General features: G+C 64.4%; 20 protein-coding genes. 11 read left to right on the plus strand and 9 right to left on the minus strand.

What is annotated here, in order from left to right; all coding sequences use genetic code 11:
• The first annotated feature begins 191 nt into the window (after nt 1-191).
• A complete protein-coding gene (locus AB4Y42_RS24450) occupies nt 192-1,748 on the plus strand; it encodes a methyl-accepting chemotaxis protein (RefSeq protein ID WP_368695594.1) in 1,557 nt (518 codons plus the stop codon).
• 42 nt (nt 1,749-1,790) lie between these two features.
• Here the strand turns inward: AB4Y42_RS24450 and AB4Y42_RS24455 are convergent, their stop codons facing one another.
• The gene (locus AB4Y42_RS24455; protein ID WP_368695595.1) at nt 1,791-2,936 is read right to left on the minus strand and encodes a DSD1 family PLP-dependent enzyme; all 1,146 of its coding nucleotides are present in this window, start codon (nt 2,934-2,936) and stop codon (nt 1,791-1,793) included.
• 83 nt (nt 2,937-3,019) lie between these two features.
• Nucleotides 3,020-4,618, minus strand: coding sequence for an EAL domain-containing protein (locus AB4Y42_RS24460; protein WP_368695596.1), 1,599 nt, complete (start codon nt 4,616-4,618; stop codon nt 3,020-3,022).
• Nucleotides 4,619-4,884: 266 nt separating this feature from the next.
• Between AB4Y42_RS24460 and AB4Y42_RS24465 the strand changes: the two genes are divergently transcribed.
• Together AB4Y42_RS24465 and AB4Y42_RS24470 are read left to right on the plus strand one after the other, a co-directional pair.
• Nucleotides 4,885-5,397: a hypothetical protein gene (locus AB4Y42_RS24465; RefSeq protein WP_368690732.1), complete on the plus strand. Its 513-nt coding sequence runs from the start codon at nt 4,885-4,887 to the stop codon at nt 5,395-5,397.
• Between the two features lie 41 nt (nt 5,398-5,438).
• Nucleotides 5,439-6,335, plus strand: a complete 897-nt coding sequence (locus tag AB4Y42_RS24470) for a lysozyme inhibitor LprI family protein (RefSeq protein WP_368695597.1) — start codon at nt 5,439-5,441, stop codon at nt 6,333-6,335.
• Between the two features lie 6 nt (nt 6,336-6,341).
• Here AB4Y42_RS24470 and AB4Y42_RS24475 read toward each other — a convergent pair whose 3' ends face one another.
• The 7 genes from AB4Y42_RS24475 to tssJ form a co-directional block, all read right to left on the minus strand.
• Nucleotides 6,342-7,217 (minus strand): transporter substrate-binding domain-containing protein, encoded by an 876-nt coding sequence (locus tag AB4Y42_RS24475; protein WP_368695598.1) that lies wholly within the window; start codon nt 7,215-7,217, stop codon nt 6,342-6,344.
• A 16-nt stretch (nt 7,218-7,233) separates the two neighbouring features.
• Entirely contained in the window at nt 7,234-8,094 is an 861-nt protein-coding gene (locus AB4Y42_RS24480) for an ABC transporter permease (protein WP_368695599.1), read from the minus strand.
• A complete protein-coding gene (locus AB4Y42_RS24485) occupies nt 8,075-8,929 on the minus strand; it encodes an ABC transporter ATP-binding protein (RefSeq protein ID WP_368695600.1) in 855 nt (284 codons plus the stop codon). The genes AB4Y42_RS24480 and AB4Y42_RS24485 overlap by 20 nt, the downstream gene beginning before the upstream one ends.
• Nucleotides 8,926-10,011, minus strand: coding sequence for an ABC transporter substrate-binding protein (locus tag AB4Y42_RS24490; RefSeq protein WP_368695601.1), 1,086 nt, complete (start codon nt 10,009-10,011; stop codon nt 8,926-8,928). The genes AB4Y42_RS24485 and AB4Y42_RS24490 overlap by 4 nt, the downstream gene beginning before the upstream one ends.
• A 243-nt stretch (nt 10,012-10,254) precedes the next feature.
• Nucleotides 10,255-11,037: a type IVB secretion system protein IcmH/DotU gene (icmH, locus tag AB4Y42_RS24495; RefSeq protein ID WP_368695602.1), complete on the minus strand. Its 783-nt coding sequence runs from the start codon at nt 11,035-11,037 to the stop codon at nt 10,255-10,257.
• Nucleotides 11,034-12,380: a type VI secretion system baseplate subunit TssK gene (gene tssK / locus AB4Y42_RS24500; protein ID WP_368695603.1), complete on the minus strand. Its 1,347-nt coding sequence runs from the start codon at nt 12,378-12,380 to the stop codon at nt 11,034-11,036. The genes icmH and tssK overlap by 4 nt, the downstream gene beginning before the upstream one ends.
• Nucleotides 12,381-12,494: 114 nt before the next feature.
• A complete protein-coding gene (gene tssJ / locus AB4Y42_RS24505; protein WP_368690740.1) occupies nt 12,495-13,109 on the minus strand; it encodes a type VI secretion system lipoprotein TssJ in 615 nt (204 codons plus the stop codon).
• A 354-nt stretch (nt 13,110-13,463) separates the two neighbouring features.
• Between tssJ and AB4Y42_RS24510 the strand changes: the two genes are divergently transcribed.
• The 8 genes from AB4Y42_RS24510 to tssH all read left to right on the plus strand — a co-directional run bounded on the left by AB4Y42_RS24510 (nt 13,464) and on the right by tssH (nt 23,133).
• Nucleotides 13,464-14,150, plus strand: a complete 687-nt coding sequence (locus AB4Y42_RS24510) for a tetratricopeptide repeat protein (protein ID WP_368695604.1) — start codon at nt 13,464-13,466, stop codon at nt 14,148-14,150.
• A 60-nt stretch (nt 14,151-14,210) separates the two neighbouring features.
• On the plus strand, nt 14,211-14,762 hold the full coding sequence (gene tssB, locus AB4Y42_RS24515) for a type VI secretion system contractile sheath small subunit (protein WP_368695605.1): 552 nt from the start codon (nt 14,211-14,213) through the stop codon (nt 14,760-14,762).
• 21 nt (nt 14,763-14,783) lie between these two features.
• Complete coding sequence (gene tssC / locus AB4Y42_RS24520; protein WP_368695606.1) at nt 14,784-16,277, plus strand: type VI secretion system contractile sheath large subunit; 1,494 nt, start codon at nt 14,784-14,786, stop codon at nt 16,275-16,277.
• Between the two features lie 142 nt (nt 16,278-16,419).
• Nucleotides 16,420-16,923 carry a type VI secretion system tube protein Hcp gene (locus AB4Y42_RS24525; RefSeq protein WP_324162172.1) on the plus strand — a complete coding sequence of 168 codons (504 nt, stop codon included), beginning with the start codon at nt 16,420-16,422 and terminating at the stop codon, nt 16,921-16,923.
• Between the two features lie 81 nt (nt 16,924-17,004).
• Nucleotides 17,005-17,484: a type VI secretion system baseplate subunit TssE gene (gene tssE, locus AB4Y42_RS24530; RefSeq protein WP_324162170.1), complete on the plus strand. Its 480-nt coding sequence runs from the start codon at nt 17,005-17,007 to the stop codon at nt 17,482-17,484.
• Between the two features lie 69 nt (nt 17,485-17,553).
• On the plus strand, nt 17,554-19,392 hold the full coding sequence (gene tssF, locus AB4Y42_RS24535) for a type VI secretion system baseplate subunit TssF (RefSeq protein WP_368695607.1): 1,839 nt from the start codon (nt 17,554-17,556) through the stop codon (nt 19,390-19,392).
• Nucleotides 19,356-20,441, plus strand: coding sequence for a type VI secretion system baseplate subunit TssG (tssG, locus tag AB4Y42_RS24540; RefSeq protein WP_368695608.1), 1,086 nt, complete (start codon nt 19,356-19,358; stop codon nt 20,439-20,441). The genes tssF and tssG overlap by 37 nt, the downstream gene beginning before the upstream one ends.
• A gap of 31 nt (nt 20,442-20,472) precedes the next feature.
• The gene (gene tssH, locus AB4Y42_RS24545) at nt 20,473-23,133 is read left to right on the plus strand and encodes a type VI secretion system ATPase TssH (RefSeq protein WP_368695609.1); all 2,661 of its coding nucleotides are present in this window, start codon (nt 20,473-20,475) and stop codon (nt 23,131-23,133) included.
• The last annotated feature ends 33 nt before the right edge of the window (nt 23,134-23,166 follow it).

Raw genomic sequence — 23,166 nt, forward strand, 5'->3', positions numbered from 1 at the left:
GGGTGCTCGGGTTGGCGCGCGCGGCCGGTTAGCAGAACTCCGCCGACACCGCTAGAAGCGCTGGCTGATTCTCCCTATATCCGTTGCACGCCTACCCCTGGTGGGGGGGAATGCGTCAAGCTTGGCGCGCTCGCGTCGAGGCTTTCTCTTGCCGTGAGCCACATAAAACGGAAACGGATAAGGGGACAGCCATGAAGTGGCTCGATCGCATGACGGTGTTCAAAAAGCTGCTGACAGCATTCGCCGTTGTGATCGTATTTGCGGTGGCCGTCGGTGTGGCTGGCGTTGCGTCGCTGGCATCGATGCATGACATCGCCGATGAAATCTGCAACCGCCACATGAGCGGCCAGTTCTGGCTGGAGGAAGCGGCCCGCAGCAAGCTGAGCACCGACCTGGACGCCGCAAATCTGGGCTTCGCCGACGAAGCGGGACGCCATCGTCTGAAGGAAGACATCGTCGCGCAACTCAAACGCATGCACGAATCGCTGGATCGCTATGCCGCTGCAGGCGTCTCGGCCAGCGACCGCGCGCTTTACGACGACGTGCTCGGGAAAACCTCGGCATGGGAGGCGATCGTGCATCAGCAGATCGGTTCAGCGCCCGTGCCCGCAGGCGTGGACAATGCCGAACTCGTACGCCGTGCCATTGCGGCGAGCGTTGCGTCAGGCGACAGCGTGGCCGCGCTGATCGATTCGCTGCAACGCGAGGCGAAGAGCGCGCAGACCCAAGCCACGGCGCAATTCCAGCACATGCGCACCCTCATCATGGCGATTCTGCTTGGGACGGTCGCGACCGGCGCGTTGCTGGCCTGGCTGATTTCGCAACGGCTTGCGCGCCAGCTGGGGTGCGAACCGGCTCGCGCCATGGAAATCGCAGGCCGTATCGCGGCCGGCGATCTTTCGGTATCCGTAGCAACACGTCGCGGCGATACGGGCAGCCTGCTGTACGCGCTGGGCGAGATGCGTACGCAACTCACTGGCATCGTCGCCAACATTCACGACTCGAGCGGTTCCATCCTGCTCGCCGCACGCGAGATCTCGCAAGGCAACACGGACCTCTCGCAGCGCACCGAAGAGCAGGCGGCGTCGCTCGGCGAGACCGCAACGAGCATGGAGCAACTGACCTCGACCGTGCGGCAGAATGCCGAGAACGCGCGACAGGTGGGCGGGCTCGCCCGTGGTGCGTCCGAAGTCGCGGCGCGCGGCAGCGAACTGGTGAGCGACGTGGCGAGGACGATGGGCGAGGTCGCGCAGGACGCGAAGCGCATGACCGACATCATCGCGACCATCGAGAAGATCGCCTTCCAGACCAACATCCTTGCGCTCAACGCCGCCGTCGAGTCGGCGCGCGCCGGCGAGCAGGGGCGTGGCTTCGCAGTCGTGGCGGGCGAGGTGCGCGCGCTCGCGCAGCGCAGCGCGGCTTCGGCGCGGGAGATCAAGGAGCTGATCGAAGCCTCGACGGCGGGCGTTGCCAATGGCGCCACGCTGGCGCAGCGCGCGGGCTCGACGATGGTCGAGGTGACGGCGGCCGTGCAGCGCGTCACGGACATCATGGGCGAGATCGTCGCCGCCTCGGGCGAGCAGAGCACCGGCATCGAGCAGGTCAATCGCGCGGTCGCGCAAATGGACCAGGTCACGCAGCAAAACGCGGCCTTGGTCGAGCAGGCGGCTGCCGCGGCAAACTCGATGGCCGATCAGGCGGCGCAGTTGCAGCAGGCGGTGTCGGTTTTCAGGTTCGCTGGCGCTTGACGTTAAAGCCGATGCCGTAGCGATGGCTGCGGCATCAGGGCGTCATCGGGAGAGACCGCGTGCGTCGATCGGCCAGATCGCTTCCACGCGCTCGCCCCGGAAGCAGACGTACTGATCATAGAGATTCACGGTCGGGTCGCAGTGCCCCGGTGTCACGAGAACGCGCTGCCCCAGGAGTTCGGTCGTATCGGTTTCCGGCGCACCGACTGTCTCCAGCTTGCCGTGCTCGTCATTGGCCGCGATGTAGGCGAGCGGCGGACCTTCGGACCCCGCCCACGTCACAGTTCGCGGCAGTCCGGCATCGACGGCCAGCCCCTTGAGGCCAACATCGCATACCACCATGCCGGGGCGGGTTGCGCTCATGATCGCGGATAGCACGAACAGGCTGTTGCGCGGCCGTATGGCGCCATGCCACGCAATGCCGCCATACTCGCCGTCCATGATCGCGTAGGAGCCCGGCTGCACTTCGGTGTAAACGCCGCTGGCGACGTCGAATTCAAACGTGCCGGTGCCGCCGCCGGTCACGCGCGCGCATCGCACGCCGCGCGCCTCGAGTGCGCGGACGAAGGTTGCGGCGCGCTCGGCGGCGCGGCCGGCCGTGTTCTTTCTTGCCGCCCAGTCGGCAATGTGCTGCGCACCGCCGTGGTAGGCCTGCAAACCCGCGAAGCGCAGGCCCGGATGCGCGGAGATCGCATCGACGAGTTCGAGCAGGGCGTCATGGGTTGTCACCCCGCAACGGTTCTGACCGACATCGATCTCCGGCAACACGTCGATCGTGACGCCCGCGGACGCCGCGGCTTCGCCAAGCGCGCGCACTTGTGGCAGTGCGTCCACGCAAACGCTCAGACGGACGTGCGAGGCGAGTTCGGTGGCCATCAAGAGCTTGTCCCTGCCGACAAACTCATTGGTGACGTGGATGTCACGCACGCCGGCAGCGGCAAACGGATACGCTTCGCTCAGCTTCTGGCAACAGATGCCCACCGCGCCGGCTTCGAGCTGCCGCAGGGCGATGGCGCTGCTCTTGTGAGCCTTGGCGTGAGGCCGCAGGGCAACACCGTGGCCGGCGACGAACGCCGCCGTGTCGCGCAGGTTCGCTTCGAATGCGTCGAGATCGATCAGGAGCGAAGGGGTGCCGACCAAGGCAAGCGGGTCGCCGACGAGGGCGGGGGCAGGAGGGGTGAGAGTCATCGAGGCTCCGTTCAGGACGCGCAACAAGGTTGCGCCAGTATTGCACACGGCGTGGCCGGCCTCAGCGGCTCGCCGTGTTTTTATCAACTGAGATTCGCCGGCATGCTGTTCGCCTCGCGCGGCGCACGCTGCTTGCCCAGCCATTTCGCGAGATCGGCGGCGGACATCGCTTTCGAGTAGTACCAGCCCTGGCCATACTGCACGCCCTTGCTGCGCAGCCACGTCACCTGTGCGCCCGTCTCCACACCCTCGGCGACGATTGCCAGACCCAACTCATGCGCCATCGAAATGATGTGCGGCGCGACCACGCTCGAAGCGGTATCCTGGACAATCGTATCGACGAACGACTTGTCGATCTTCAGCACATCGATCTCGAAGGACTGCAGATACGCCAGGCTCGAGTAGCCGGTCCCAAAGTCGTCGATATAGATGGGATGGCCCGCGGCCCGGAACGCTGCGATGACACCGCGCGTGGCTTCGGCGTTCATGAAGCTGCGCTCCGTCGCCTCGATGCGGATTTGCGCGGGCGCGATGCCGGTGCCTTCGAGCGAGGCGGTCAGCAGGTTCAGGAAGCGCAAACTTTGCAGATCCTCGGCGCCCACGTTGATCGAGACATATAAAGCCGGGTTCGCCGTGAGCAGTTTCCCAAGCTGCGCGATGGTCTTTTCGAGCACGAGATCGGTCAGGGGCTGAATGAGATGATTGTCTTCGGCCACGCGCACGAAGACCTCGGGCGAGATGGCGCGGCCGTTCAGTGTCCACCGCACCAGCGCTTCGACGCCTGCACACTGGTTGTCCTCGAGCCGCACGATGGGCTGGAAAACCACCTCGATCTTGCGCCGGGTGATGGCCCATTGCAGCGTCGAAGGGAACGAGAGCTGCCGCGAAACGCGCTTGTAGGCGAGCCAGCCGAGCGCGGCGCCCGAGAACACGCCGATGGTCAGCCACGCGGCGAGCAGCTTGGGCCAGTCGCCCGCCACGCTGCTGCGCGGCGACTTCACCACGACGCCGAGCGGGCGTGTCGCCGAGCGGGCGACAGCGTAATTCCAGTCATCGCTTTTCACGTTGCCGTTGCGTTTCCACGCGTCGAGCATGTCGTCCGGATCCGCGCCGGCCGAGACTGCGAGGAGCCTGCCTGTCGTAATCTGGATCACGGCGATCGGGCGCCTCGCCGGATCGATGAGATCGACATAGGAGCCCGGGTCGATGGAGACGTAGTGGCCATTGCGGCCAATCTGGATGTCCTTGCGGACATCGCTTAGCGGGCTCTTCTGCTCGAACCACACCAGGTAGCCGTCGTTGCTGCGATAGTCGGGCGGCGGGAGCGTAAGATCCTTGCCGCGCGCGTCGCCAAGCAGCGGAGAGCAGAGATAGTGCCCCTCGGCGTAGGCGCCGGCATCCTGAACATAGCGGTAGTTGTAGATGACGCGCGCGGCCCGTTCGAGGCTGGACGGCGAACAGGGTGTGCCCGCTTCCCGGTCCAGGTCGGAAAGCGCGGCGAAGGCCTGGTACGTCACGAGGTCCGTGCGCATGACCGCCTTGTCGGCGAACTCCCTGAGCTCGGCGCGATCGCGCCGCTGGACGTCCATGTCCGCGACGTAAAGACTCGTGAAAACGGGGACGAGGGTGGCGAGGCACCCGAGTGCGACCGAAGCCGAAATCAGCGTGATGCGCTTGATCATTTCGCACCCCGGAGGATGGAACGTTAGGCAACGAACCACAGACTGGACGCACAGGTGGGGCGCCTCAGAGGCCCGGGAGCCCGAATATCAGAGCAAAGCATACTCTTTGGCGCTTCGTTTTCAACGGGCATGCGCGTTGGCAGCGCTTGCTCGCGCGCCGCCACGGCTGCCTTGCCGGTAGGACCATGGTCCGATTGTCCGCGGCCCGCGCGGCCGGCATGATCTGCACGTGTTGCTCGCCAGGTTCGTTGCTCAGGGGAGCGAGAATGGGGACTCTGTCCAGGTTCGTGAAGCAAGCGTGGCTTGCCGCCGTGGTGGCGCTCGTGGCCGGCTGCGCCCAGCCGTGGCAAAGCGTCGAGCCCGGCGCCGACCAGTCCGCGTTGATCGCGCGTCTCGGGCCGCCGCGCGAAACCTATAACCTGCCGGAAGGCGGCAAACGTCTCATGTGGCCGACCCAGCCAATGGGGTCGACGAACACCGTTGCCGACATCGACGCGAGCGGCAAGGTCGTGAGCGTGCGTCAGGTCATGCAGGCGAGCGAGTTCTATCGCGCGAAGGTCAACGAGTGGACACGTAACGACGTCCTGATCAATTTCGGCCGGCCCGCGGAAACGGCCTACTTTTCGCGCATGCAGCGGGAAGTCTGGTCCTATCGCTACATCGAGAACAACGTCGATTACATGATGTTTCATTTCTACTTCGATGATCAGGGCATCTTGCGGCTCACGCAGAAGACGCCCGATCCATTACGCGACCGGAACCTGAGGCGCGGGTTCTAGACCAGGTTCCGTTCAGAGGCTTGCGCCTCACGGAGGCGCGTATGCGTAACGCGCGGCATTCGACGACCCCGCACCGCCTCGCGCGTGCGTGGCTATTGGCTGCGCTGCTCGCGCCGCCGGGCGTCTTGCGGGCCATGGAGTTCAAGATCTACTACCAGCCCGATCTAAAACTGAACATGGTGATCGGGAAGGGAAAGATTCAGAGTGGCGATGCCGAAAAGTTTCTGGCGGCCGCCAGACTCGCCGGCCGTGATCGCGAAGGACTCGTTCCCCTGGTCCTGGATAGCCCTGGCGGAAATGTCGAAGCAGCGTTTCGCGTGGTAGACGCCATGGACCGGGTCAGGGTCTATACGATCGTTGCGGATAATGCGAGGTGCGCGTCCGCATGCGCCTCGATCCTGTTCGCCTCTGGGGAGCGCAGAAGTGTCATGGGCACGGGACAGCTTGGCTTTCACAGTTGTTATCGGCGCGCCGGCAGCAGCTATGCCGAGGATTCGCTCTGCAACGAAATCATCGCGGCGAACGCCATGCAACGGGGCGTGAGCCACGCCGGCATCAACCGCTTCGTCGAGCAATATGGCGCGTCGGACATGGCGTGGGTCGGGCGCAGTGTCGCGTGCACCTTGCTTCACGGGCTTTGCAGGCCAGGGCTGCTGGAAGCGCAGCCCGCAACGAAAGCGGCGCTGGCGCAAAGCTTCAATTGCAGCGAACTCATCTCCGCTCAGGCACAGCTGGTTTGCGGAGATTCGGAACTCGCCAGCATCGATAAGACCATGGCCGAACTCTTTAACCAGAAGCTGAAGGTATCGACCAACAAAGACCGGCTAAGGGCGGAGCAACGGGCATGGCTTCGAAACTCACGCAATGCGTGCGGCGACAAGGCGTGCCTGTTGAAAAGCTATCAGCTGCGCGTGGCAGAACTGAAGCGACGTGGTTAGTGGCAACTAGTGGCAATACAGGTCGTTTTCCGCATTGAACATGTCGAACGCGAGGCTGATCGCCTGATCTTTGCGCACGGTCGCCAGCCACCGGCTGCGTCGCCACGCCATCACCGTGTCGCCGACGAAGACGGTGCTTGCCGTGTCGCCCGCGCGCGTGGCGATGAACGCGGCCTGCGCCGCGATCGTTCCGCGTAGCGGGCGATAGTAGGACCAGTCCGCCTGCTTGAGCAGCGCCTCGATCACGAACTCGTCGTCGACCAGCGCGGCGCAATCGCCTGCCTGGAACGCCAGCAGGGCATCGAGCGGCCGGTCGAAACCGTGCACGCTCGCGTGGTATTCGCGCGCTGCGCGCTGTGCATAAGGGTTGCCTCGCGATGCGCAAATCGCGCGACCGCGCAGGTCGCGCCATGTCCGCGCGTCGCCATGGCCCAGCACGAGCGCCATGCCACGGCCGCTCGAATACGAAGCCGGTGCGAACGCAACCCGCGCGTCGGGCGAGAAGCCCAGGCCAGCGATGGCGGCATCGGCTTTGCCCGACTGCAGGGCGGCGCGCGCGGCGGCCGGTTCGGCCAGCAGGAACTGCACAGGCAGCCCTGCGCGGCGAGCAAGGTCCGAAGCGAGCGCCGCCGCGAACGGATCGGGCGCGCGCAGCGTGCGGTCGACTTTGCCGACGTAAAGCGTGGGCGCGGGGCGCGGCGGCACCGCCACGATCAGAACGCCGCGCGCTGCTGCAGCAGCGAAAGGCCGGTCGCTCTCGGGAAGGGCGCGTGGCAAGTCGTCGTTCAGCGCCCACGCGAGCAGGGCGAGTAATGCAAGCGATGCGAGCGTGGCCGTTCGCGCGGTGGCCGGCCACGGCCAGCGCCGCGGAACTGGCGACACTTCGAGTCGAGCGTTCCTAGCCATTCTGCGCGAGCCCGACGCGCCAGCGCAGCAATTGCCGCTCGAGTATCGACAGACTTTGATTGATCAGTAATCCAAAGATGGCGAGTAGTACGATGCCCGCGTACATGTCGGGAATCTGAAACGTCTCCTGCGAATTGAGCGTATAGAAGCCGAGCCCCGAACGCGCCCCGATCATTTCCGCCGCCACCAGCGCCGTAATGCTGTACGCGCCCGCCAGACGCACGCCCGTGAGGATCTGCGGCAGGGCAGCCGGCAGCACGACCTTCGTCGCGATGAAGCGCTGCGAGGCGCCCATCGAGCGCGCGCAGTCGATCAGCACGCGCTCGACCTGCTTCACGCCCGCGATGGTATTGAGCAGCACCGGCCAGAACGCGGCCCACACGACAATGGCGATCTTCGACGACTCGCCGATGCCGAGAAACAGCATGAACACCGGAAAGAGCGCGAAGGCCGACACCTGCCGCAGCAACTGAAAGACGGGATCGACGATGCGCTCGACGCGCCGGAACCATCCCAGCACGAAGCCGCAGACGATGCCGCCCGCCACGGCGAGCAGCAGGCCGCTAACGGAGCGCACGGCGCTCGCACCGATATGGGTCCACGCGTCGCCGTTTTCGAAGAGCCGCGCGATGGCGAGGGCGACCTGTGAAGGCGGGCTCAGGTAAGCCGCGTTGACCACGCCGAGCCGGGGCACCAACTCCCACAACAGCAGGAAGGCGACGAGCGCGATGGAGCGCTCCACGCCTACGTAAAGGTGCGCGAAAGAGGAAGCGGCACGCACGCGCCGCAGGCTGCGCGAGGTTTCGCGGACCGCGCCTGGGTTGGACATCGAGTCAGACATCGAATCGGACATGATCGGCTCCCGTCAATGCATGGGTTTGCGGCTGTGCGTCGAGCCGCGTGTCTAGTTCCGTGCTGAGGCTCGCCCACGTGCGCTGCCGCAGCGCGACGAACGCCGGCGAGTGACGCAGCGCGGCGTCGCGCGGGCGCGGCAGATCGACGTCGATGATCTCTTTCACACGGCCGGGGCCACGCCCGAGAACGGCGATGCGATCGGAGAGAAAGATCGCCTCGTCGATGCTGTGCGTGACGAATACGACGGTCGTGGCGCTCTGCTCCCAGATTGCGAGCAGTTCCTGTTGAAGCAATTCGCGCGTCTGCGCGTCGAGCGCGCCGAACGGCTCGTCCATCAGCAGAATCTCGGGGCCATAAGCGAGCGCGCGCGCGATGGCCACGCGCTGGCGCATGCCGCCGGAAAGCTGATGCGGATAGTGATCCGCGAACTCCAGCAGGCCCACGAGGCGCAAAAAGCGCTCGGCCTCGCTGCGCCGCGCGGCGCGCTTCATGCCGCGAATTTCGAGTCCCGCTTCCACGTTCTTGCGCACCGTGCGCCACGGAAAGAGCGCGTAGCCCTGAAACACGAAGCCGAGCTTTTGCCGCACGGCGCTCACAGGGGCGCCGTCCACGAGGATATCGCCCGAGGTTGGCGGCGTGAGGCCGGCGAGCACGTTGAGGAAAGTCGACTTGCCGCAGCCGCTCGGGCCCAGAAGCGCCATGAATTCGCCCTCGCGCACGGCGAGATCGAAGCGCTTGAGGACCGTATGGTGCGTGTCCGTTTGGACGTTGCCATAGGTGAGCGAGAGATCGCGTGCGACGATCTTCTCGCGTAGTGCAGCTTCCGTGTTCACGAGCGTGTTCCGTTCGGCAAGGTCGCGGCGCTGGCCTGGGCCTCGTGCTTCGCGAACTCATTGAAGTCGTTCGTGTAGACATCCTTGACGTTGACTTTGCCTTTCGGAATCTTGCCGGCCTGCTCGAGGATATCGATGTAGTACTGGATGGGCGGCTCCGTGACCACGAGGTCCTTCACGTAGGCATAGCGCTCCACGAGCCGAACGTCGATGCCGAGTCGCTCGGCCGTCAGCTTGCGCGCTTCGTCGGGATGCGCATTGACCCAGTTGCCCGCCTTCGCGATGGCCGTGACGAAGTCGCGCACCGCCTGCGGGTGGGCGCGGGCGAACGCGCCGTTCACGCTATAGGGCGCCATGCCGCCAAGGCCGTGATCTTCGTCCCAGTCGCTCCACAGTTTGCGCAGTTGCGGATCGGCTTCGGCCGAGCCGGAAAAGGGCGGATGAATGATCGCGACGTCCACGTTCTTCGTGACGAGCGCCTGCTCGGACTGGTTGTCGGGCACGACGAGCCAGTTCACCTTCGAGACATCCACGCCGTGCTGCGCCAGATACTTTTTGGTGACGAACTCCGCGCACGCGCCGAAGCTGTTGAACGCCACGGTTTTGCCCTCGAAGTCCTTCGGCCCGAGAATGCCCGAGTCCTTGCGCACGAAATACTTCATGTGCGGCGCGTCGGGCAGCGTTTCGCCGCCTGCCGAGATGACCTTGATATCGGCGCCGCTGGCAATCGCGGAGATGACGAGCGGGACCATGCGCGTGCCGAAATCGATATCGCCGGTACCCACGAGCGGAATGATCTGCGGCGCCGAAATCTTGCCGACATATCTGGGCCGCGTGCTCGTGTTGTCGAAATAGCCGAGCTTGTCGGCGAGATAGACCAGGTCGAACGCGGGATTGTCGGGGTACTTGAAGTAGGTGATTGCCTGCTGCGCCGACGCGTGTTGGGTCGTGACAGACGCGTCTTGCGCCTGCTCCCCTTGCGGTTTGCAACCACTTTGGAGTATCAGGGCCGCAGCGGCGCACGCGGCAAGCAGAACGGTTCCGGCGGAGCGCCGACGGAATTTCGGGGGGGACGCCTTCATGAGCGGAGACTCGGCAACGAGCAGGTAGGTATGTGAATTGACGATGCTCGATGATTGTCGATCTGCAACGATTTCAGGCAAACCAACGAATTATGATTTGCTTAGTTGTTCGTATCGACAATGCGTCAATCCCGCTACTTCTGCGGTAGCTTCGAAATATCCGCTGCTGCTGCTTTGGTCCGGCTTTTCGTGTTGATCGAGTGCGAAAAGGGGCGGGCTGCACGCCACGCCCCTTTCATACGCTCAAGGCAACGAGATCGTCAGATTCGCCGATTGCGGCCCGAGCTTGATGAGTTGCGTATACGGCGCGAGCATGTGCACCGTGTTGTCGCGCAGCCAGGTGCTGAGGCCGAGCCACGCGAGCAGAGCCACCAGCGCGAACACCGCGCCGATCGACCACAGCGGCACCTCGCGCTTGAGGCGGTGCGCAACCTGATCGGGCAGCGGCCAATGCGGCGCGAAGGCCGCGCGCTTGCCCTTGATATGCGCGATCTCGTCGCCCAGGCGCGCCGTGAGATAGGCGAGCTTTTCCGGCCCTTCGAGAATGTACTTGCCCTGGAAGCCGAGCAGCAGGCACATATGGAAGACCTCGAGCGACTGCAGCCGCGGTGCGCCCTGCGCGCGGCCTTCCTCGAGATACTGGAAGAACTTTTCGCCCGCAAGCTGCTCGCCGAACAGCGCGAGCTGCAAGGGGCGGCGTTCCCACTCGGCGCGAATGCGGAACGACGACGCCAGCACCGACTCGTCGAGGGCGGCGCAGAACGCGAATTTGGCCGCGTACACGTCTTCGGCCGCGACGTTCAGCTTCTTCGCGCCGCGCTCGAAGTCGCCCAGGAACTGCTGCACGCGCGCGCCGAATTCGCTGGCGTCGCCCGGCTCGCGGCCGTTCTTCAACAGGAACAGCATGAAGAAGCCGTCGTAGAGCAGATCGAGCAGCGAGCGCACCTGGTAAGCGGGCTCCGCGGCAGGCGCGGGGTGATACACGGGCGGCGCCGCGTCGCCGAAAAGGGAAGGGGCATTGCTCATGACGTCACCGCGATGAGTTCGAGTTTGAGATCGTTGATGCCCGAAGGCGCGTAGACCATGGCCGACTGCGACTGAATCATGCGCTCATAGAGCGCACTGCGCGCCTCGAATGCGAAATAGCACGCGCCGGGCCGCACGGGAATGGCGGGCGGCACCTGGGGCGTGTAGACGAGCCGCACGCCCGGCATGGCCGAGAGCACGAGCTTGTCGACGTCGTCGGGCGCGCCGACCTTGAAGCGCGCCGGCACCGCCTCGACGAGATCGACGGCGGGCATGTCCGCCGAAACGGCGAGATAGAACGTAGTCTTGTCGTCGATCTTGCCCGAATCGAGCCGGCCGATATGGAACGACGGGCGCACTTCTTCGAGCGCAATGGCGAAGTATTGCGTGGAGATCACTGTTTCGAGCAGGTCGCGCAGAATCGTATCGAGGCGCGCAAAGCCGGGGCCGGGATCGTCGTGGCGGTACGTGGGCAGGTCGGCCAGCGCGTAGCCCTTGGAGAACGTCATGAGCTGGCCCGCGAGGCGCAGCAGCTCGTGGAAGAGCCGCTCGGGGTGAAGCGCCGCATGCTGATAGAGATGCGCGAGCGTGGCGAACGCGCCGCTCGCCGTATGCAGCAGCCAGAACGAGGCGATGTCGCCCGAACGGAACTCGATGATGTTCTTGGTCGGCTCGCGATGAAAGCCATAGAGCGCATTGACCTTGGCCTGCAGCGCGTCGATGAGGCGGCGCAGCCGCTGGTGCAGGAGCGGCGACGCTTCGATGGCGAGACTCGGCGGCACGAAGCTTTCGTCGACCTCGAATCCCGACGTCGCGGTGCGCCGCACGCGCGCGACGGGCACCGAGAGCAACTGGTCGCGCGGCTCGCTGTGCGCGATCAGCTTCACGTTCGTTTTCAGGAACGTCACGTCGGCCTGCGCCGCGTCCGTGTAGTGATCGGCGACGCTCGCCTGCTCGCTCACGTAGCGCGTGACGAAGCCGTTGTTGCGATCCGGCGCGTAGTTCGTGCCGGTTTCGCGCATCTGGTGCAGCGCCAGGTAGAACGTGAATTCGTTGATGCCCTCTGGCAGCGTGTCGAGCGCCACGGGCGGCGGCAGGTCGTCGGCCTGCGGCGCGCTGTAGAGCGTGCCGTCCGGAAACACGAGCGCGAGCTCGCTCATGCGCAGCATGTTGCTGCCCAGCGCGTCTTGGTCGAGCCGCGCGGTGCGCACGCCCCAGTTGTACGGCGCAATGGCCTGGATCGATTCGAAGAGGCGCGCTTCGTGGTAGGCGTCCTGCCGCTGGAAGTGCTGAGGCCTCAGGAACAGGCCTTCTCCCCAAAGCACTTTCGAGGAATAACTCATGTTAAATCGGCTTTATGCGTGATTCGGCCCGTGCCGCTCGCGCCGGCGATCGGCGGACTGAAATTGTTAAATATCCCGCGTGCTCGTTACTCTGCCCGGTGCTTTGTCCTTTATTCACCCGCAAGTCACCGACGAAAGCATATTCAGCTGCTGCGGCGGTAATCCCTGGTCCGGCGAGATCACCGTGCCGCTCGTGACGGTCATTGCGCAGTTATGCAGGCCGACCATTATGCCGGATTTCTCGGATTTCGCAGGATCGAAGGCGAACTTCCAACGCTGCATGGCCGGATCGCGGAATAGCGCGACGATGCCGAATGCCTGCGCCTCGCGCGAAACCTTTTCGGTGGCGTTATATCGCTGGCCGGGAATGAGTGTCACTTCACGCACGCCGAGCAGGTCGGCGCCCAGCGCACTCTTTTCCTTTGCCGGGTCGGTGAACGTATCGAACGACGCCTGCTGGAATGAGGTCGGGTCCTTCAGTACATAGAGCCGCACGACGAGCGCAAGCGGCTTGTGGTCGGTCGCCGCGTTGAGGTTTTGCGCCGCCAGTAGCGTGATGCCGAGGTCGCGCGGGGGTTTCTGGCTGTCCGGCACGTCGGGCTTGCCGATGCCCGCGAGCTGCAAGGCCGCCGACGCCGCACTGCCGAGCGCCGGCACGGCCGCCGCGCAGCCGGCGAGTTGCGCCGTGACCATGAGGATCGATGCGAAACGAATAAGACGCGCATTCATTATTTGTTGGCCAGGCGCAAATGCCCGGGGTCCGTTAAGTGGTGATATGCGATCCGGATAATGCTATCCGCATAAAGGCGCATTTAACCCCGCGTGGAGCCGATAAGCGGTCGATTATGTGAGGCGGCAAACTTTTCCGGCTCGCTCGTGTTTTCAATTGCACGAGTGAGAAATTCTTTCCTGTGTGAATTTCTTGTGGCAGTAAACCCCGCGTCAAAGAAGCTATTTAGTGTCGGCGCATTACATTAAGAAGTTGAATTATCAAAATTTGGGCTGTACTATACCCGCGCGCTAGAGCTAAAGCAAAACTCTAGTTCCCTCCCATCGAATTAATAATTACACGTTGGTGAAAGAATGATAAACCGGGTCATTTCAAGGCTCTCCGGGGTGGTGCTGGCATGCGGGGTAATCGCGGGCTGCGCTACGCAGGACCATAATCTCGCGGCATCGCCAGACGCATTCAACAAGGCGCTAGCCGACGCCGATACCGCGGCGAAGGGCGGCGATCAGGATCGCGCGATCGCGCTTTACCAGAAACTCGCCGCGGCGGATCCCACGCGCGAAGAGCCGTGGTCGCGCATCGCACAGATCCAGTTCCAGCAGCAACACTATGGACAGGCCATCGTGGCGGCGCAGGAAGCGCTGCAGCGCGACCAGACCGACCGCGCCGCGAAGAGCGTGCTGGCCGTGGCCGGCCTGCGGGTCGCGACGCAGTCGCTCGGCGAACTGCGCCAGGATGCCTCGCTGCAGGGCGACGCGAAGTCCGATGCCCAGGCGCTCGCGAAGCAGTTGCGCGACACGCTCGGCGAGGATTCGCTGTTCCCGCCCGAGCAGGCGGAAAAGCCCGCGCCCAAGAAGCGCCGCATCGTGCGCCACGTGCAGAAGCCGGCGGCGAAGCCCGTTGAAACGGCGGACGTCGCGCCGGCTGCACCGGCTGCGCCCGCCGCCCCCGCGGCCGCGGCTCCCGCGCCCGCCAAAGCGGCGCCGGCTAAAGCGGCGGCAAGCGGTGGTGCGTCCGATCCGTTCAGCGCACTGCGCTGAACCGCCCGGCGGTGAATTGCAGACAACAGGTCTTGAACGACTCGAACAGGGGAGCCCTCGATGGCCAAGAAAGAAAGTATTCAGAAGCGCTTGCAGAAAGTGCGGCCGCCGCGCGTCCAGTTGACGTACGAGGTCGAGCTCGGCGACGCCATTGAGGTGAAGGAGCTGCCGTTCGTAGTCGGCGTGATGGGCGATCTCGCGGGGCAGTCGGAAGTCGAACAGCCGCGACTGCGCGACCGCAAGTTCGTCAATATCGACCGTGACAATTTCGACGACGTCATGAAGGGCATCGAGCCGCGCGCGGCCTTCCAGGTCGAGAACCGCTTGAGCGAGGCGGGCGGCAAGTTCGCCGTGGACTTGCGCTTCCGTTCGATGGCCGACTTCAATCCTGACGAAGTCGTCGCGCAGGTCGAGCCGCTGCGCCGTCTGCTCGAGGCGCGCTCGAAGCTCGCGGACCTGCGCAACAAGCTCGCCGGCAACGACAAGCTCGAAGACCTGCTGAGCGAGGTGCTGGCCAATACGCAGCAATTGCAGGCGCTCGCGGGCAACACGGGTGGCGCTGGCGAAGTGGATCGTGGCGAACGCAACGAATCCGGCGAAGGCAACGAGTAATAAGCGCGAGGGGAGATCGACATGAATCAACAGACTGGCGCAGTTCGCGTACCGGTCCTGGGAGAAGCCCAGGCCGCGCCCTCGTTGCTCGACGAGATCGTCGAAAAGAGCAAGGTGGCCAAATCCGAATCCGAGCACGCGCGCGCGAAAGACCTCATCGGCGAGCTCGTGCATCAGGTGCTGGACGGCACCGTGATCGTCTCGAACAATCTATCCGCGACGATCGATGCCCGCGTGGCCGAACTCGACCGCCTGATCTCGGCGCAGCTGAGCGCCGTGATGCACGCGCCGGAATTCCAGGGGCTGGAAGGCACCTGGCGCGGCCTCGAGTATCTGTGCAAGGAAAGCAATACCGGCTCGACCATCAAGATCAAGGCGCTGCACGCGCCCAAGCGCGACATCGTGCGCGACTTCAAGACCGCCGTCGAATTCGACCAGAGCGCGCTCTTCAAGAAGATCTACGAAGAAGAGTTCGGCACGTTCGGCGGTGCGCCCTTCGGTGCGCTGATCGGCGACTACGAAGTGACGCGCCAGCCCGAAGACATGTACTTCATCGAGCAGATGTCGCATGTCGCGGCGGCGGCGCATGCGCCGTTCGTTGCGTCGGCGTCGCCGGAACTGCTCGGGCTCGAGTCGTTCGCCGACCTCGGCAAGCCGCGCGATCTCGGCAAGGTGTTCGACACCGTCGAATACACGAAGTGGAAGTCGTTTCGCGACGCGGAAGATTCGCGCTACGTGGGTCTCACACTGCCGCGCTTTCTCGGCCGCCTGCCGTTCAATCCGAAGGACGGCGCGACGGCGGAAGGCTTCAATTTCGTCGAAGACGTGGACGGCACCGATCACGCCAAATACCTGTGGTGTAACGCCGCCTGGGCCTTCGCGGCGCGCCTGACCGCGGCGTTCGACGACTTCGGCTGGTGCGCGGCGATTCGCGGCGTGGAAGGCGGCGGACTCGTGGAAGACCTGCCCACGCACACGTTCAAGACCGACGACGGCGAAATCGCGCTGAAATGCCCGACCGAAATCGCCATCACCGACCGGCGCGAAAAGGAACTGAGCGACCTCGGCTTCATTCCGCTCGTCCATTGCAAGAACTCGGACTACGCTGCGTTCTTTGCCGCACAGTCAGTGCAGAAGCCCAAAAAATACAGTACCGACAACGCGAACGCGAACGCCGTGCTTTCGGCGCAACTGCAGTACATCTTCTCGGTGTCGCGCGTGGCGCACTATCTGAAGGCGATGATGCGCGACAAGATCGGCAGCTTCGCATCCGCGCAGAACGTCGAAGTGTTCCTGAACCGCTGGATTTCGCAGTACGTGCTGCTCGACGACAACGCCTCGCAGGAGCAAAAGGCGCAGTTTCCGTTGCGCGAGGCATCGATCCAGGTCAGCGAGATTCCGGGCAAGCCGGGTTCGTACCGGTCGGTCGCGTTCCTGCGGCCGCACTTCCAGCTCGACGAACTGTCGATTTCGCTGCGGCTCGTGGCGGATCTGCCGAAGCCGGCTAATTCGTAAAGTCGCGCAAGCGTGCGAATGAGTTGAGCCGGAGCGGTCCGCCGTTGATCCGCGGATCGTTCCGGGAAGCAACCCGAGGAATCGCCCTCGGGCCCGCGTTCGCAAACTACCGTAAACCACCACTCTGGGGAGTCGAGGCGTTATGAAGGACATCTATCTAAAATTCGGCAATCCGGCCATCAAGGGCGAGTCGCAGGACAAGGACCATGCCGGCTGGATCGAAATCGATTCGTGGAATCACTCGATTCTGCAGCCGCGTTCGGCAACGGCCTCGACGGCCGGCGGTCACACGGTCGAGCGCTGCGAGCATGCCGACATGCGCTTCCTGAAGGACATCGACGTGGTGAGCCCGCTGCTCTATCAGCACGCTTCGGGCGGCACGACCTTCGACGAAGTCACCATCGACTTCATGCGCTCGGACGGCGAGGGCAACCGCATCAAGTACCTCGAAATCAAGCTCAAGTACGTGATCATTTCCAGCATCACGCCGGAAGTGATCGGCGAAGGACTGCCCACGGAGCAGTTCTCGCTGAAGTATGCGGCCGTGCAGTGGAAGTACACGCAGCAGAAGATCGGCGGCAACCAGGGCGGCAATGCGCAAGGCGCATGGAGCCTCACGAAGAACGACAAGACCTACGCGGTCTGACGCGGCGCGCGCAGGCGGCGTGCGCGCGATCGCGTGCACTGCCTGCGCAAGTTTTCTTGTTGATCGACTCTATTTGAACCGATGAAGCGTTTCGAGCCAGGACTGCTCGACAAGCTCTTCGACGACGATCCGCATTCGCCGGCACCGGCGGCAGTGCGGCAGTTTTCGATCGAAGAGCTCAAGGGGACCGTTGCGCGCGATCTGGAGTCGATCCTGAACTCGCGCATCGCGTTCACCGAGCACGAACTTGCGATGTTGCCCGAGTGCCGCCGTTCGATTCTGACCTACGGGCTGAACGATTTCGCGGGCTTGAGCCTTGCGAGCCATTACGATCGCGCGTTCATCTGCAAGTCGATCCAGCAGGCGATCGAGCGGCACGAGCCGCGTTTGCAGCGCGTAACGGTGACGCTCGAACTGAACGAGCGCTCGACCAACGCACTGTACTTCGCGATTCAGGCGTTGCTGGTGGTGCATCCGGCGCAAGAGCCGGTGAGTTTCGACGCGATGCTGCAGCCTTCGACGCTGCAGTATTCGGTCTCGCGCGCACGCGCAAAAGCATGATGCGGCCGCGACCGGCGGCGCGCGACATGGCATGAAACAAAGGTAGTTTTGGGGGGCGGGAGCGTACCGATGGAAGAGCTGTTGCCGTATTACGAGCGCGAATTGTCGTTCCTGCGGCGTTATTCGCGCGAATTCGCACAGCGCTACCCGAAGATCGCGGCCCGCCTCGCGATGACGGGGGAGCACTGCGAAGACCCGCACGTCGAGCGGATGATCGAGTCGTTCGCGTTGCTCGGCGCACGCATCAACAAGCGCCTCGACGACGATTATCCGGAGTTCACCGAGGCGCTGCTGGAGGTGTTGTACCCGCACTATCTGCGTCCGTTCCCCTCGTGCTCGATCGCCCAGTTCGGCGCTGCGGGCACGCCCGGCAATCTCACCGAGCCGGCCGTGATCGAACGCGGCACGGAACTGAAGTCGCGGCCGATCCGCGGCGTGCAATGCCGCTTTCGCACCGCCTATGATGTGACGCTCGCGCCGATCCGCATTTCGGAGGCGCGCTACGTGCCGGCGGCGATCGCACCGAGCGCGACCGTGCTCCCGCCGAATGCAACCGGCATCCTGTCGATCACGTTCGAATCGACGTCGCCGCAGTTCGACCTCTCGGCGTGGAGAAGCGGCGGGCTGCGCACTTATCTGAATGGCGAGCAGTCGTTCATCGCGGCGCTCGGCGACTGCCTGTTCGTGCACGCGATCGCCGCGTACGCCGAGCCCGAACGCAACGGCCGCTGGCGCGCGCTCTCCGTGCTGCCGTTCGCGCAGGCCGGCTTCGACGTGGCCGACGCGCTGATCGACTATCCCGCGAAATCGCACCCCGCGTACCGCCTGCTCACGGAGTATTTCGCGTTTCCGGACAAGTTCGATTTCGTCGACTTCGACCTCGCGGCAATGACCGCCGCGGCGGGCCGCTGCCAGCGGCTCACGCTTCATATCGTGCTGAAGGACGTGCGCGGCGACTCGCACGTGGCGCGCTTGCTCGACGCGCTCGCGGCGCACCACCTGCGGCTCTTCTGCACGCCCGTGGTGAACCTCTTCAAGCAGCACGGCGAGCCGATTCGCCTCGATCATCAGGCGGTCTCGTATCCGGTGGTGGCAGAGGGGCGGCGCGCGTTCGCCTATGAGGTCTATTCGATCGACTCCGTGCAACTGGTACGGCAACGCGCGCACGAAGAAACGGTCGTCGAGTTCCGGCCTTTCTATTCGCTGCGGCATGGCGAATCGATGCGCGCCGGCCACTACTGGTTCGCCCGGCGCGACGAAGCCGTCGCGCAAAAGAGCCCGGGCTACGAAACCGAAATCTCGATCGTCGACATCGACTTCGAAGTCGATACCGAGCAAAACGAAACATTGAGCCTCGAGCTGACCTGTACCAACCGCGATTTGCCCACGGCGCTCGCGACTGGACTCGAAGGCGGCGATCTGTTTCTGGAGGGCGGCGCGATTGCGATCAGCATCGCGCTCCTGATGCGGCCCACGCCGTGCGTGCGCTTCGAGCGCCGCCAGGCCGCGCACTGGCGGCTCATTTCGCATCTCGCGCTCAACCACGTCTCGCTCGTGAACCACGGCGCCACCACGCTCAAGGAAATGCTCGCGCTGTATGACCTGCGGCGCACGGCGGTGTCGGCGCGGCACGTGGACGGCATTGTCGACGTCGAGCAGCGCGCCGCCGTGCAATGGCTGCCCGGCAAGCCATTCGCGACTTTCGTGCGCGGCATCGAGATCCGCCTGACCGTCGACGAGGATCACTTCGTCGGCACAAGCCTCGGAACGTTCGTACGCGTCATCGACGTGTTTTTCGGGCTTTACGTGCACATCAACAGCTTCGTGCAACTGGTCGTCGTCTCGCGGCGCACCGGCGAGGAGATCATGCGATGCAGTCCCCGCAGCGGCGAATCGATTCTGGCGTAATCGAGCGGCTGCTCGAGGAACCGCACCGCTTTGGTTTTTTCCAGGCGGTGCGCCTGCTCGAACGCTGGTTCGTCGACAAGGCCGGCGCGCGGCAGCGCGACGTGCTCCCGCAGCGTATCGGCTTTCGCAACACGCTGTCGCTTGCGTTTCCGGCCAGCGAAATCGCGGGCGCCGTGTCGTATGACGCGGCTGGCGCGCCACTGGCCGATGCCGGCCAACGCACGGCCGCGCTCGATGCGGGCGAACTCGAACGCGTGGATCTCACGCCCGCGTTCTTCGGGCTGCTGGGCGCGCAAGGCGCGTTGCCGCTGAACTATACCGAGCAGATCGTCGCGCGCGAGCAGTTGCGGCGCGACCGCGCGGCGCGCGAGTTCTTCGACGTGTTCTCGAACCGCGCCACGGCGCTGTTCTATTCGGCGTGGAAGAAGTACCGGCTGCCGTTGCACTACGAGCTCGATCGCGACGAACGCTATCTGCCGCTGCTGCTCGCGCTTGCGGGCGTGGCCAACGATGCATCGCGCGAGAGCCTGCAGGACGGCGGCGGCGCGCTCTTCGACGAGGCGATCGCGGGTCATGCCGTGGCCGCGCGTCATCAACCGGTTTCCGCCGCGTATCTGCGCCAGACGCTCTCCGACTATTTCGGCGTGCCCGTGCAGGTCGAGCAGTTCGTGGGCAAGTGGTACGACGTGCCGCCCGACCAGCTTTCCATGCTCGGCCAGCGCAACGTGATGCTCGGTGCAACGGCGCTTGCGGGCGAGCGCGTCTGGCAGCGCGACATGCGTGCGCGCCTCGTGATCGGGCCGCTTTCGAAGAGCGACTACGAGGCCTTCCTGCCGGGCGCGGAACACGCGCTCGCACTCGAACGCATGCTCACGCTGCTCGCGCGCGTGACGCTCGAATACGAGGTGCTGCTGGTGCTGCGCCGCGAGGAAGTCGGGCCAAGCCGCCTGGGCGCCGGAGTGCGTCTGGGCTGGGATGCCTTCCTTTGCACGCACGAAGTCGACCGCGACCGCCGCGACGCGCGCTACGAACTGCACGTCATTCATTGAACACACGAGACCCGAGGCCGGACCGGACCACATGAGCACGCCCCTGAAAACCCTGATCGCGAAGCTGAACACGACTTGCCGGCTGGCTACCGAGCGTGCGGCCAGTGCGTGCCTGTCACGCGGGCACTACGAAGTGGACCTCGAACATGTGCTGCTCGCGCTGCTCGAGGAACCGGCCAGCGACCTCGCGTGCGTGCTGCGTGCGTCGCGCGTCGATGCGCATGCGCTGCGTGCGGATCTGGAGCGCGAACTGCAACGGCTCAAGACGGGCAATACGCGCACGCCGGTGTTCTCCCCGCATCTGATCGCGCTGTTCGAGCAGGCCTGGCTGATTGCGTCGCTCGACTCGCAGATCGGACGCATCCGTTCCGGTCATCTGCTGCTCGCGCTGTTGAGCGCGCCCGATCTTGCGCAGTTCGCGCAGCGCATGTCGGCGCGCTTCGCCGAGGTTCCCGTCGCCGAACTTAAGCATCGCTTTGATGAAGTGACGCAAGGTTCGGTTGAGGTCGAGCCTATCGAAGGCGCTGCAGAAGCTGGCAACGAAGTTGCGGGCGCAACAAGTGTCGCTGCGACGAAAACGCCGGCACTCGACACCTATACGACCGACTTGACTCAGCGTGCGCGTGATGGGCTCGTCGACCCGGTGATCGGGCGCGAAGCGGAGATCCGCCAGACCATCGACATCCTGATGCGTCGCCGCCAGAACAACCCGATCCTTACCGGCGAACCGGGCGTGGGCAAGACGGCCGTGGTGGAAGGGCTTGCACTGCGCATCGCCGCGGGCGATGTGCCAGAGGCGCTGTGCGGCGTTGCATTGCGCGTGCTGGACATGGGGCTGCTGCAGGCTGGCGCGAGCGTGAAGGGCGAATTCGAGAACCGTCTGAAAAGCGTGATCGACGAGGTCAAAAAGAGTGCACAGCCCATTGTGCTCTTCATCGACGAGGCGCATACCATCATCGGCGCAGGCGGTCAGGCCGGCCAGAACGATGCGGCGAACCTGCTCAAACCCGCGCTCGCACGTGGCGAGCTGCGCACAATCGCCGCGACGACGTGGAGCGAGTACAAGCGCTACTTCGAGAAAGATGCGGCGCTGGCGCGGCGTTTTCAGGTGGTCAAGATCGAGGAACCCGACGAAACGCTTGCGGCGGCCATGCTGCGCGGCATGGTGGGGCTCATGGAGCGCCACTTCGACGTGCGCATTCTCGACGAGGCGATTACCGAAGCCGTGCGGCTTTCGCACCGGTATATCAGCGCGCGGCAACTGCCCGACAAGGCCGTGAGCGTGCTCGATACCGCGTGCGCCAGGGTGGCGCTCGCGCAGGGCGCGACGCCTGGTGCGATCGATGACGGCAAGAAGCGCATCGAACGTATCGAAGCGGAGATCGCCTCGCTCGAGCGGGAAACCGTGCATGGCGCCGAGCATGAGGAGCGCCTCGTGACGCTGCGCGAGGCGCGCGAAGCTGCCGCTCGCGAACTGGCAGAAAGCGAGGCGCGCCACGCCGAGGAGCGCGAACTCGTGGCGCAGATCACGAAACTGCGCGGCCAGATCGACGCGGCGCGCGAAGACAGTACGTCATCCGAACGAATGCGCGAAGCCGATGCCGCGCGCGAATCGTTGCCGCCGCTCATCGCGCGCCTGCACGCGCTGCAACAGAACGCGCCGATGGTGCCGCTGCAGGTCGATGCGCACGCGGTGGCGGAAATCGTTGCTTCATGGACCGGTATTCCGCTTGGCCGCATGGTGAAGGATGAAATCCAGACCATGCTGAATCTTCATCCGCTGCTGGCCGAGCGCGTGATCGGCCAGGATCACGCGCTCGAAGCCATTGCGCAGCGCGTGCGGACGGCGGGCGCGAATCTCGAGGATCCCAACAAGCCGCGCGGCGTCTTCATGTTCGTGGGACCGTCCGGCGTGGGCAAGACGGAGACGGCGCTCGCCTTGGCCGACATTCTCTACGGCGGCGAGCGTAAGCTCATCACCATCAATATGAGCGAGTATCAGGAGGCGCACAGCGTGTCGGGCCTGAAGGGCTCGCCGCCCGGCTATGTGGGCTATGGCGAGGGTGGCGTGCTGACCGAGGCCGTGCGCCGCAATCCATATTCGGTCGTGCTGCTCGATGAAGTGGAAAAGGCCCATCCGGACGTGCTGGAAATGTTCTTCCAGGTTTTCGACAAAGGCACGATGGACGACGCCGAGGGGCGTGCGATCGACTTTCGCAATACGCTTATCATCCTTACGTCGAATGTGGGATCGACTGCTGTCATGCAGGCCTGCCTGAACAAGCCCAATGAAGAACTGCCCGACGCACAGGCGCTGGCAGAGCTGCTGCGCCCGCAACTGTACAAGTCGTTCAAACCTGCTTTCCTCGGCCGCATGAAAGTCGTGCCGTATTACCCGATTTCCGATGACGTGCTCGCGGAGATCATCGAGCTGAAGCTGGAACGCATCCGCCGCCGCGTCGAGGCGAACCACGGTGCCACATTCGAATGGGACGAGTCGCTCGTCGATGCGGTGCTTGCGCGATGCACCGAAGTCGATTCGGGCGCGCGCAATGTCGATCACATTCTGAACGGCACGCTCTTGCCGGAACTCGCACAGCAGATTCTGGAGCGCATCGCGCAGGGCACGTCGCTCGCGCGCGTGAGCGTGCGCGCCGATGAGGCAGGCGAGTTCGAGTACGCGGTGCAATGACCATGACCATGTCCATGAAACGCGGCCGCCATG

Source organism: Paraburkholderia sp. EG286B (genome assembly GCF_040965655.1).
Lineage (GTDB): Bacteria > Pseudomonadota > Gammaproteobacteria > Burkholderiales > Burkholderiaceae > Paraburkholderia.

What these genes read in the sequence shown, in the direction of transcription:
- AB4Y42_RS24450 (WP_368695594.1), top strand. Translation starts at nt 192, where the DNA reads ATGAAGTGGCTCGATCGCATGACGGTGTTCAAAAAGCTGCTGACAGCA.
- AB4Y42_RS24455 (WP_368695595.1), bottom strand. Translation starts at nt 2,936, where the DNA reads ATGACTCTCACCCCTCCTGCCCCCGCCCTCGTCGGCGACCCGCTTGCC.
- AB4Y42_RS24460 (WP_368695596.1), bottom strand. Translation starts at nt 4,618, where the DNA reads ATGATCAAGCGCATCACGCTGATTTCGGCTTCGGTCGCACTCGGGTGC.
- AB4Y42_RS24465 (WP_368690732.1), top strand. Translation starts at nt 4,885, where the DNA reads ATGGGGACTCTGTCCAGGTTCGTGAAGCAAGCGTGGCTTGCCGCCGTG.
- AB4Y42_RS24470 (WP_368695597.1), top strand. Translation starts at nt 5,439, where the DNA reads ATGCGTAACGCGCGGCATTCGACGACCCCGCACCGCCTCGCGCGTGCG.
- AB4Y42_RS24480 (WP_368695599.1), bottom strand. Translation starts at nt 8,094, where the DNA reads ATGTCCGATTCGATGTCTGACTCGATGTCCAACCCAGGCGCGGTCCGC.
- AB4Y42_RS24490 (WP_368695601.1), bottom strand. Translation starts at nt 10,011, where the DNA reads ATGAAGGCGTCCCCCCCGAAATTCCGTCGGCGCTCCGCCGGAACCGTT.
- icmH (WP_368695602.1), bottom strand. Translation starts at nt 11,037, where the DNA reads ATGAGCAATGCCCCTTCCCTTTTCGGCGACGCGGCGCCGCCCGTGTAT.
- tssK (WP_368695603.1), bottom strand. Translation starts at nt 12,380, where the DNA reads ATGAGTTATTCCTCGAAAGTGCTTTGGGGAGAAGGCCTGTTCCTGAGG.
- tssJ (WP_368690740.1), bottom strand. Translation starts at nt 13,109, where the DNA reads ATGAATGCGCGTCTTATTCGTTTCGCATCGATCCTCATGGTCACGGCG.
- AB4Y42_RS24510 (WP_368695604.1), top strand. Translation starts at nt 13,464, where the DNA reads ATGATAAACCGGGTCATTTCAAGGCTCTCCGGGGTGGTGCTGGCATGC.
- tssB (WP_368695605.1), top strand. Translation starts at nt 14,211, where the DNA reads ATGGCCAAGAAAGAAAGTATTCAGAAGCGCTTGCAGAAAGTGCGGCCG.
- tssC (WP_368695606.1), top strand. Translation starts at nt 14,784, where the DNA reads ATGAATCAACAGACTGGCGCAGTTCGCGTACCGGTCCTGGGAGAAGCC.
- AB4Y42_RS24525 (WP_324162172.1), top strand. Translation starts at nt 16,420, where the DNA reads ATGAAGGACATCTATCTAAAATTCGGCAATCCGGCCATCAAGGGCGAG.
- tssE (WP_324162170.1), top strand. Translation starts at nt 17,005, where the DNA reads ATGAAGCGTTTCGAGCCAGGACTGCTCGACAAGCTCTTCGACGACGAT.
- tssF (WP_368695607.1), top strand. Translation starts at nt 17,554, where the DNA reads ATGGAAGAGCTGTTGCCGTATTACGAGCGCGAATTGTCGTTCCTGCGG.
- tssG (WP_368695608.1), top strand. Translation starts at nt 19,356, where the DNA reads ATGCAGTCCCCGCAGCGGCGAATCGATTCTGGCGTAATCGAGCGGCTG.
- tssH (WP_368695609.1), top strand. Translation starts at nt 20,473, where the DNA reads ATGAGCACGCCCCTGAAAACCCTGATCGCGAAGCTGAACACGACTTGC.